Below are 11,758 nucleotides of genomic sequence, written 5' to 3'. Positions count from 1 at the left end.
AAAAAGAACTCTTGCTGTTGGGTCGGGAAACTACTGATAGGCAATTTATGTACTGTGTATTTTCTCTGGAGAACAATTTGAGACTCTCGATGATATTGAAGACTCATTAGGTTACTTTTTTTAAAACATAAAAGCTACCATTTACAGTAGCTTTTATTTATATTATTTCTTACTCTTACCGCTAAACCAAGCAGTGACGGTACCAGTTGCAAACTGGCACTAGCAATCAAGGCATACTTGTGCCATCAGGGGGCTTTTATATTTATTTTATACCCTTATCAATCTGGTACGGTACCCGACAGAGTCGAGCACTAACCGTTACGACATACTAGCGCCATCAGGTAGTGGGGTTAATGTTATCTTATCATCGTGAAAATATTCAACAACAATATTTTTTGATCCACTCAATATCCAAGTATCAAAACTTACCGCTAAAACATCGTCCAAATTCTTCAAAAATAATTCAAGTTTTGTCTTAATAACGGGAAGAGACATTTCATTCCAAAAGATATAACAGTATTCAGATTCAAACAAATTATTTAGTTGTTCATCAGAAACTATACTTACTTTATCACTATACTGCTCCCAGTCAATTCTACCATATTGATTAAACTTAACTAATTTTTCAAATTCTTCAAACAATTCTTCTGATTCCTTATCAATAAAAACCTCTATATCCGAATCTAAAGCATCTATGCATTCTTGTAATAAACTCATTATTTATTTAAATTATCTATCAATTTCTTAACTGCTTCTTCTCCTCCCTCAAATTCAATGGAGTACTTTAATGCATTCTTTCCTTTACCGCCTCTAAAATCTTCAACATTAATATGAGCTCCCTTTTCTGGATCATAATCAATCCTCCATCTAACTTTTCCATCTGCACTCTGCCTACCTATAACTTTACCATTACCATAAGATGTTTTCAGTCTACCTACAACATTCTTTGCCTCTGCCCCTAAATCTCCTACTAATTCTAAAGCTATATTTCTAGCCTGTTCAAAATATTTAAAATCTGTAATCCTAAGTTCTCTACCACCTAATGCTCTTGCTTTTTTAACTAAAGTACTACAAGGGTTTCCATTATGAACTAAGACATTTTGCTTTGAAACATAATAAGTATGATAATCTTCAACAGTGAAATTATGAACCTTAAACTCTCCTTCTACCAATTCAATTTTATTGATAACAGATGTTGATCCATCATATAAAGTCAATAAATTACCTTCTTCTAATTCATCTACTTTTAACCATTTCCCTCCAATAAAAAATGGGTGTTCATGGGTTGCTTCTATAATTTCATCCCCAAAATGTATCTTATAAATCTGTTCAAAATCTCTTGAATAAGTATCAATAACCTTTTTTAACTCTAGATCTTCTGTTTTATAATCATATGCCCAAACTAAATCACCTACTTTAATATCTTCAATATTCTTATAACCGTCTTCTGTATATACCTGTGTTCCTTCTGTAAAACAGCCACAAGGTTTAAATTGAGATAACTTTGAAAACACACCTAATTTACCTAAGCCTTTGTCTCCTAAAAGCCCTCCAAAAATATCTTCGTAAGTTCCTATCTTTGTAAAAGCTACTCCTACATCTTTAGCAATCTGACCTGCCGAATTTTCAGCAACATAATTTTGAATACCGTTAGATACATTTTTTACATCCTCAGTAACTTTATTTAGATCCCCTTTTCCAGTATTATTAGCTTCATCTAATCTTCCTAAATAATTAAAAATACCACTAGCACCATTATAAAGACTTACTAAAGCATTTATACCAAACTTACTTGGAGACGATAAAGCATCATCCCATCCAAATTCTCCATCGCCATCTTCATCATAATCTACTTTTTCCGCATTTGGTAAAAACACTTCCAATCCCTCTAGTTCTAAACCATCGATTAGTCTATTTTCACTAAAAGCATAAGGAGAGTTCCAGGGGAAACTTCTTGACATAGGATCTCTAGCAAAGAACCTATTTAATCTAGGATCATGCATTCTGTATTTGAAGTTCACGGAGTTTCCTTCACCCTTAATTTCATTATCTTGTTCTTGACCTTGGAAGCCATAACGGTAATCTGAGGAGTTACCATGTCTGTTCGGTAAGAGCATACCGCCAGGATAGTAATCACTAAATGTAAGAACGTCTGGTGTAAAGGTAGTTAAATTTCCTGTTGTAACTGCATTTTTACGATCGCTTACCACACTCAATACATTACCCAAATGGTTACTTAACTCATATCGCTTGTCTCCTACAGTATTGGTATATGTCTCTGGAGTTGCCATTTCGGTTTCTGGGACTTTAATGTTTTTTTGTTCTAATCCCAATCGACTACTACCATAGATATGATGTTCTGTTAATGATATTCCTTCTGGATAGGTATCTACTATTGTTCCATCTGGTATAATATTTTCTATACGTGCACTATAATCTGCTCCTGGGGTAATCTCTGTATTGGGTGCTAATGTTATGGATTTTCCCGCTATATGAGTTACCTGTGCCCCAGTGATAATATTTACAGGAGCAGCAACATCTCCTACTACTAATGTCGATTGTGCCTTATCCTCTCTAATACCACTTATCGTTATCCCTTTTATGACCTTGTCTACTAGTTCTGAACCTGAACCTCCGATTGTTCTTTTAACAAAATTACCTTCATAAACTCCCATTGTATTTCCTTGCGCGTCTCGAACGTATAAGGTTCTTTTATTTTCTGGAAGTATTGTTTTAGAAATACGATTTCCTAAACCATCATAAGCAAAGTTTATGATTGTACCATTACTTTTGGTAATCTGTTTTACCTTGCCATCTACACGCCACTCGATATTGGTAATTCCCTCTTTTTTATCAACTACTAGCTGTCCTATGGCATCATACTCATAGTTATTAGGGTTCTGATCTTCGAGGTCATTAAACTGGGTACCTGCAATGGCATCATCTACATGCCCTAACTGGTTAGAACGTTTTTGTAATCCTGTATCGGGATCAGTAACCGTTTTATAAGTATAGGTAAGGTCATCCATATTCACTACCGTACCCTGGCTATTTACTGCAGATCGCTGTAAGGTTTTTAAGTTACCATTATTGTCATAACTATAACTGGTACTATAGGTAGGGCTAGCAGTTGTACCAACCACTTTATTACCTTGCATCGCCTTAATACGGTTAAGCTGGTCATACTCATAATGATTAATCTGTGATGCGAGCATAGACTCATCATTATCAATCAGGCTGGTCACCATCTGCTTGATATTACCATTATACAAGTTTTTACTGCTTTGTAGTCCTGATGTATTGCTATACGCAAATGAGGTCGCATTAGTAGTACCTACAGATTTATAATCACCGGTATAGTAACTTAACGAATACCCCATAGCATCTTTGGCTACGGTAGCACCATTGGCTCCATCACCTCCCATATCGGTATCCGGGCTTAGGTTTTCTGAGTTTACTCCTTTTAGCCATCCTTGTAAGGTGTATGCATAATCCATCCCTTGTACTTTCTTATCTCCAAGTACTGTTCTGGCCAATGGACCGTGTGCAAAGTATTGATAGCTGGCATCCTGTTCCCAGATCATTCCTTGATCAGAAGTCTGTACATTAACAATACGATTATCTGCATCATACTGATACTTATGGATAAACTGATCTATCTTTCCTTTTTGATAAATAACTGTATTCACATTACCACTGATCAGGTCATAGGCATACTGGGTACGTTTCATACCCGAGGTAGGATCGTCCAGTGTAAGTGCCATCTGTTTATTATGCTGCACCAGTTCTTTTACATTACCGTGGATATCATAGGTATAGAAAATCGCATGGTTATATTGCCGCTCTATGGTACCAGAACCGTAGGTATTGTAGTAATAAATTGCAGATACTCGATTACGTGTCGTGCTTGCATAGCTATCTGCATCCAGCACCGTCTCAAAAATCTCTGTTGCTGCAATTTGTAAATCATTATATCGTGTATGGGTTACTTCTACTCGATTTGCAGCTATATTAACCGGATAGTTATCTTCTATCCGTGCAGGAACTTCGTTACCACCGGTAGTATATACTAATTTACCCGTAGTATCATTAATACTGATCGCAGTATCAGGTATTAGTTCTCCTGCTTCGGTGATTCTACCCAACTCATCGTAGGTTGTATAGCTAAATCTGTTATTAATACGTTGTTTTGCATTCTGAGAAGCTATAATCCTACCCAGTTTATCATAAGCAAAACGCGTAATCCCACCATCTGGTGTTTTTTGCCATACCAGCTGGTTGAGAGAATTGTAACGATATTGCGTGAGCAACTCATGATTTGGCAACAGACCTACACTTTCTGTGGCTATGTTATTTGCCCGATGTTGGTTGATTTGTTCATTAAGTGTTACACCAGATGTATTTGTTGCCAATAATTCTGCCTTGGTAAAACGGTCAACACCTTCTGGAGGAACTGTTTGTAACAGGTTACCCGACTGATCATAATAATATAAGGTATACTGATATTCTTTATCAAAATACTTCATATAAAAGGTCTCTACGGCATCATCGATTGCTTTTTTGATATATCCTTTAACAAATTCTTCTCGTTTGATTGTGATAAAACTCTCGTAAGCATCCCTGGTATATGCTGCACGTACACTTTTTACAAATTGCTCACAATCTGTATCGTCTGGTACATCTATAATAACATCACTAAAATCTGTCGGGAACGCTCTTGGTACACAGATATCTTCGTTCCCCGGTTGATTAAGGTAATCTGTAGTAAAGGCCGCCCAGGTTTTTATTGTACCGCTACCACTAGTATGTGTGAAGTATAAATCGATAATAGCTGGCTTATCTTTGTAAGGTTTACTCATCCCAGGGTATCCAAAATTAAATTCTGTAGCTCCAAAACGAGCCATAGATATATAATGAAGATTTAAGGTCGAGGTAATTCCAAATTTGGTGAGGTAATAATTATAATCATCAACCAGGTATTGTAACGAGTTTTTGCAAAAATCTTCTTCTGATACTACATCTCCTTCTTCTTTATCTGCGATACGGTTCATTACCGTTGTATATGCTGTATATTTTTCTGTACAACTTACAGGCTCTACCACTGGTGGAATACAAACGGTAGGGCCACAAGGTATAGTTTCGTCTGCGATAACAGCTGATTTTTCTGCAAACAAAGTATTTCTTGATTGATTTGTCAAAGTAGATACTACACCTGATCCAAATAATGTACAAAACTCTTCACTCAATCCATCTCCTGAAAAACCAGTTCTAAAGAATTGAATTGGAATATTTTTAGCGATTTTCGAATTACCTGAATTATCAATGTATCTAACGGTCATAAATTGATTTCTCAGAATCATTATTTCAGAAATTGATTCAATTTCGAAAATTGAAGGAAAATCATCTTCAAACCTTATCCGAATTTGATTTCTTCCTGTCTCAATACCATTAGTATCTTCCGTAATAAACTCAAAATAAAAGTTTCCGAAATTTTGGTTCCAAAACGCGGTTTGAGTTGTAAGAACTCTCCTATAACTGATTTTTAATTTCCCATTAAAAATTCCATAAGAATTATCAGTATTTGAAGTACTGTTTAATAGTTTCATTTTTCTATTAAAACCAGTTTGAATCTCAAAATTGTTTGTTATTTCTTGATTGTTAAAATCTATTTCAAAAACATCATCAGTAATCCCATCATTTTTTACTTGATTGACTGCTCTATTAAAAATAATTTTTAATTGATTTTCAAATGTATTCTCTTCAATAATATTTTCCGAACAAGCATCAACATCATTATTATCAATCATTTCTGGGTTTTCTTGTATAGGAAGATTACCATAATTATCATATAATGAACACTTAAAAAGTAAACCATATGTGTAAGGGGAACCTTGATAATTATGAATATTCCATCTAGATTGAATATTATACATATCACTTGTAACTTCGTTACCGTTAACTATATATTTTGTAGAAAAATAATACAATGGATGGGTATTATTATTATTATATTTTATAGGATCCATTGAAATCATTCTTTCCAAGCCATTCATGACATTAGCATCAAGAAGACCAAACATAAAGTAATGAATATCAGAAAACTGAACAACAAATCTATGATATATCCTGCCTGAATTATATGATCTTATAACACCAATTTTAATTTGATCCAAATTCGCAAAATCTACAGCAGCATTATCAATACAACTTCCATTATGGTAACAGGATTTTCCACTATTTAATGTAAAGAATTCCTGAAGAAATTGATTGTAATTTTGTAAAGTCTTCGCAGAAACAAGTAGTTCTTGGGTATTCTCTAAAACTGTGTTTTCTGCAAAAAACTCATTAACCAATGGAAGGAAATCTTTAATAAACTGCTGTAGAGTTGAATCGGTATCTATACATACCGGATCCACAGGAGGTTCTTCTAAGAATTTGCAATAATCACGGCTATAATGCACCCCTTCAACACCAGTATATCCTATAGTAAGGCCTGCATCTTTTGTTTCTGTGATTCCTAATTCATTTTTATACGTTACTCTTACTACTGCTCCGAAGCGTTGAGTAGCGGGGAGATGATCAATAGCGGGGAATTGTATATTTTTGAATTCACGGATATCAAAAGATAAAACCTCTTTTATTGTTGGTGATGTACTATTAAATGGTAAGAAATTAATAGCTATATCTGCTCCTTTAGTTTCAGCAAATTCATCACCAGCAAATCTTATTACAAAATGTCCAGAACTAGATAACCTATTTTTGACTTGTGAAACAGATATATTAAACGGTTCATCAGGGTAAAAACCTGTGACTCTTGTTATACCTAACCTAAAACGATCCTTTAGTTTTGCTGCCGTTTTAAATTCATTAATGATAGCAGAGCTATAGGTGGTAAAAGAGGGACTCTCTACTACATTCGTTATTCCATCATTTAGGACTTGTAACATATAATTCTCAAACAACTTCTCTGTATCGATCTGATCAGGACAAGCAACTACTTCTTTATCATCCCCTACCAAATCATTAATATCTCCACAACATAACAGGTTGATCAATCTACATTTACCAGTTGCGACATCACAAGATTCATATAGTTTGGCGGTTATCACTTTAGGAAAATGATCGGCTTTGCGATAGGTGATATTTAATTGCTGTTCCTTAATCTCTCCCGTATCTGTATAGGTATAGTTTACATTGGCTCCTGTTATGATTTTTATTGTTGTTGCATCTAATGCATTCTCCAGTACCATCGTAAATTTGGTTACTCCTGCGACTTCTATACTATAGGTTCCTACGGGACCTGCTTTCCAAACAGCAGTACCTCCACCAAAAAATGTATCGAGATACATTCCTGCATAGGATTCTAAACCATTCAGAGGTACACTCGTATTATTGATGGTATTGTTCTTTTCGAGTTCATATAACAGGTTACGTAATGCAGTTTCAAAACGTGTGGTATTATTACATCCAGAGATATCTGTACCACTGCCATCCCCTATATATTCTCCTATCCCATCGGCATCGGTGATACTACAATTAGAAATTCGAGCTTGGGTAGTACCTGTCAAAATAATCTCCTGTGTAGTAGCAGTAGCACCGGTACCTATACGTACTTCGGCTACCAGGCTATATTTAAATACTTTGGCAGTGTCATCATAACTAGGGTAGATTTGTTTGATATTGGTAATCATCCAGTCGGATGTGCGATAGTCATTCCACGTCTTCCCAAAAACCGATGCTGCCGGTAAGCTTACTTCAATCGGAATATCACCAACATCCAGGTTATTTTGGTTAAATCGAATCTGCAGTGTTCTATCCCCATTAGTCTTCGTATTTTTTACGGTAATAGCTACATCTGTGGGGTGTACTCCTCCTAAATCAGTAAATAATGCCGGGCTCAGATATGCACCCGAATAGGCATTGCTAGTACTGATTCCTGAGCTATATTCTTTAAAATAATAGGTAAGGTACATCTCTAAATCCCTGGCCTTAGGACAGACACCTGTTGCTACATAATACTCATAATTAGTAAACCCAGCCAGATCATCATAAATGTCTCTGGGATTATCACCTGAGTTATATAGATTATCGGATGGCTTGAAACGTTTCTCTTTTTTCTCATATTGTGCTACATGCACATCTTTACACAATCCATTAGCAGTACCCGTAATTAGCCCCTCTACTTTATTGTTTACAGCAGTACTATAATTGGATAGTACCGTAAGTAAGGTAGTAGGTGGTGCTTGCGTATCTATACAGCCGTTATAACATCCTTTGTTTATAGCATAAATATTTCCAAATAAGCTTCGGATCGTTTGCTTAGCAGTGGTATAATTAGCTTTATACGTATTCCAGAATTGATCTTTTTTAGTAACATCGGTAAATGTGTCTACCTTAGCTACTATAGCTCCTGCTGTAGGGTTGGCTCCTAATCCCAAATCACAACTCGAGATACTGTTACATACCAGAGTTGCCAAAGTAAACTCCATTACGTTCTTACTACTACCGTTATAGTTTTGAGTAAGAGATTCTTTAATAATATCCTTTCGTGCTCCTTGTGAGGTTGTGTTTTCTACTCTTGGAATAGCACTTGAAAAATAAGGATCTCTACTTGATAAAGTTTCTAAAGTTCCTAGTAAACCTGCAGTTTTTGCATCTGCAAATGTTTTAACAGATAGCAGATACATATCAAATCCGTCAGAATTCATTTTAGCTCCACTAACCGTTGCTGTAACCTCACAAACTGCATTTGCATATTCGAGATAGCAGTATTCGGGATGATATACAATCAATGATTCTGCCCATTGTTCCTGCCAGATATCATCACTTAGAAAATCTGATACATTGGCGAGGTATTGCGGCTCTACATACACAAATTCTGGATCGCCAGCTTTTTCAATGATTACTGCTCCTTCTTGTAATGTTGGAGCATAGCTTATCTCTTCTTGCACCTCTCCTGCATCATTAGTGGTAATAGTAATCGTTTGTTTTATTTTCGCATAACTTATGGTACCTTCTTCATTATAATAATGTCCTTTTGTGTATACTCCTGTTCCGCTTGGTGCGGAATCAAATGTTGCATGGCGAGGATTACGCCAGCTATTAAAGGCTCCTGAAGAAGTTTTGGCGCTATACAACTCATTTGCATCATTAAAAATGTTGAGTTTAGCATTATTTGCAGAAGTGGATGACCCTGCATTATTTGAATTTTGGTTATTATATATATTTGCTGTATATGCTCCATACTGTCCCAATGGCTTCATATCATTAAGCAATGCTGATACTGCTATACCACAACTAATTGAATTGGCTACGATATCCTCGGTTGTATCGGTAGGATCAATGATACCATCTGCACATGGTGCATTACAAGCTCTTACCAAAGCATCCCATTGGATACCAAATACTTCTCCTAACCGTATCTTCTCATTTGCTAATTCTGTAGCAGACAGATAATCCAATTTTGAATAATCGTAATCGGCAACCTGGGTAGTTATGTAAGAAGCTCTTCCTCCATAATCTGCAATTAGAGCATCCTCACATTCTTTACAAGTCACAAAACAACCTTCAAAACTTAATACTGGTAAATTCGTTACCTCTTCGGGGCTGATATAACATGCATCATTTTTATCCTGAAGTTTTTTGACATATGCATCCGCATATTCTTCTAAAGCTTCTCTACTCACTACCAAACTTTTGGTAATACTGTAACTTCCTCTCTTTACTGGTGATACAAATTCTGGCAACACAAACGTTCCTGGTGTTCCCTTACTTAAATCAATTTTTTGCTTTTTTGGTCCTGAAATAAGAGAATTGGCATCTATATCTAATACATCAATAGCCAGGTCATATACCAAAGGATATTGTACATTGTTTGTTGTAGTACAGGTATATTCAAAAAACGGATCATTAGTAACTGTATAGTTAAACGTTCTGTTTTCTTCAAAAGCAGAAACCTTGGTACCTGCATATTCAAGAGCGTCTCCTAATGCACCATAAGCCTGAGTAGCCGTTTTGATATTATTATCTGTATTAGTGTCTTTGGCATCTCTGGATAACTTGCCTAATAGATCAACGTTTAGCTCTTTATGTAATACCCCACTGGCATCTACTTCATCTGAGGTTCCGATCAGGTTCGTCGGAGTATATCCTGATAATGCGGTAGCAATAGTCCTACCTTGTGGATCAATATAACTTATACTGGCTTGCCCATTTGGGTCGATCACCATATTCTTTTTATAATGGGCTTTATGACCAACACTATATCCAAACAAGCGATTTAATTCTTTCTGTTCCGGAGTACCATAATAATATTCCATTTCCTGACCACTACCCAATTGATGAGTAACTCCTACACCACTCTTTCTTCGGATACGTCCCGTGTTATCGGGCATATATTCAATCTGAGAGAATGGATGTCCCTCTGCATCAGGTACTCGATCTCTAAAATCACCATTAGTATCATTGGTTGTAGAATAATATTTACTTGCTCCATTTGCAGTAGCCATTGCTTTTTCTGCAGTCGACTGATCCAAAATATTTTGACTGTTCAGGTCAAAATCTTTATAATCATATGGTGTCCCCGGTTGTAAGGTACTCTGATTAAAATCTCTGACGTACCCTATTTGTTTTTGTGTTGTAGGAACTGGTAATACTTCTACTGCAGGACGACCTTGTGCGTCATAAATCACTTCGCCTATAATAGTATTATCGTCTGAATTGATCTTTGTAACGGTCTGACGATTACGTAAAGTACCATCAAAGTAGCTTACAACTTCTTTTTTCTTGCCTTCTTCTGCATAACTTGCCTGAAACTGCCAGTTTTTATCATTTTCATGATCTTCTGTTACTTGATAGACACCTGGCCAACTCGCAACAGTTGTTTTCTCATTGGCTCCACTACTCCATCTCCCATATTTATATTTGGATACATTCTCTTGATAACGACCTACAGCTCTTACTCTATAAATAATATACCCTTTGCTATAAATCAACGGGATATTATACTCGTTATTTATGGTTTGAATACGTGTACTATTTTGTTCAAAATCTCTGGTGGTTAACCTAATAAGGTCAGAAGTAAGTGCTGTTTCAAAAGTATCCCCATAACTATCTACCCATGTCCATTCTAATTGATAATTATCTACTCCTTCAATCACAGACCATTTTACCGACAATTCATTTCTTACGTTATCACGTACTACTCTAAGAAGAGGTGTTGTATCAGAAAGTTGTTTATAGTTTTCTATATCTAACTGCGCTGCTAATAGTATATTTTCGGGAATATACCCATTGATATCTGGAGCCAGACCTGCTCCCAAATTTTCATAGGTACCTTGTTGCACAGCTATCCGAGCCCCATACCTATCTTTTATGACGTGTTTTCTTACATCAACTCCACTATTTCCTGCTCCAGGAATCACATTATGCTCAACAGATAATTCTACTTGATATGTATTTGCATCATCAAAATTTCCGTTAGCCAATCTAGGAGTTACATTCAGTTGTATTGCATATCGAAACCAACCATACGGAGCCTGATCCGAATTTACATTTAAAATTATACTGGTCGCTGCAGAAACTGTAGTAGCATTAGTTAATGATCCAAGGTCTGGACTAAACACTAGTGCTGTATTCGAAGTAATTGCACTACTAATTTCTGATGGATTATATTCTGATCTATCTTGGCTATACCCTAAAGTAATAACAAAGAATAAAATAAAAAGCTTAAGATATGTGTTCGTATTCTTCATAAATA

The 11,758-nt window shown here is 35.8% G+C and carries 2 protein-coding genes; both read right to left on the bottom strand.

The window, feature by feature from the left end; translation table 11 throughout:
• Nucleotides 1-318 precede the first annotated feature (318 nt).
• Nucleotides 319-717 (bottom strand): CDI toxin immunity protein, encoded by a 399-nt coding sequence (locus Z054_RS0117885; RefSeq protein ID WP_024771413.1) that lies wholly within the window; start codon nt 715-717, stop codon nt 319-321.
• The gene (locus Z054_RS0117880; protein ID WP_024771412.1) at nt 717-11,753 is read right to left on the bottom strand and encodes a polymorphic toxin-type HINT domain-containing protein; all 11,037 of its coding nucleotides are present in this window, start codon (nt 11,751-11,753) and stop codon (nt 717-719) included. Before Z054_RS0117880 ends, Z054_RS0117885 begins: the two co-directional genes overlap by 1 nt.
• Nucleotides 11,754-11,758: the final 5 nt, after the last annotated feature.

The sequence above is a fragment of the Aquimarina macrocephali JAMB N27 genome, assembly GCF_000520995.1.
GTDB classification, from domain to species: domain Bacteria; phylum Bacteroidota; class Bacteroidia; order Flavobacteriales; family Flavobacteriaceae; genus Aquimarina; species Aquimarina macrocephali.
Note: the sequence above shows the minus strand (reverse complement) of the source record. Positions and strands in the feature narration are given on the sequence as shown.

Coding starts and splice junctions, on each gene's coding strand:
- Z054_RS0117885 (WP_024771413.1), bottom strand. CDS start 717: ATGAGTTTATTACAAGAATGCATAGATGCTTTAGATTCGGATATAGAG.
- Z054_RS0117880 (WP_024771412.1), bottom strand. CDS start 11,753: ATGAAGAATACGAACACATATCTTAAGCTTTTTATTTTATTCTTTGTT.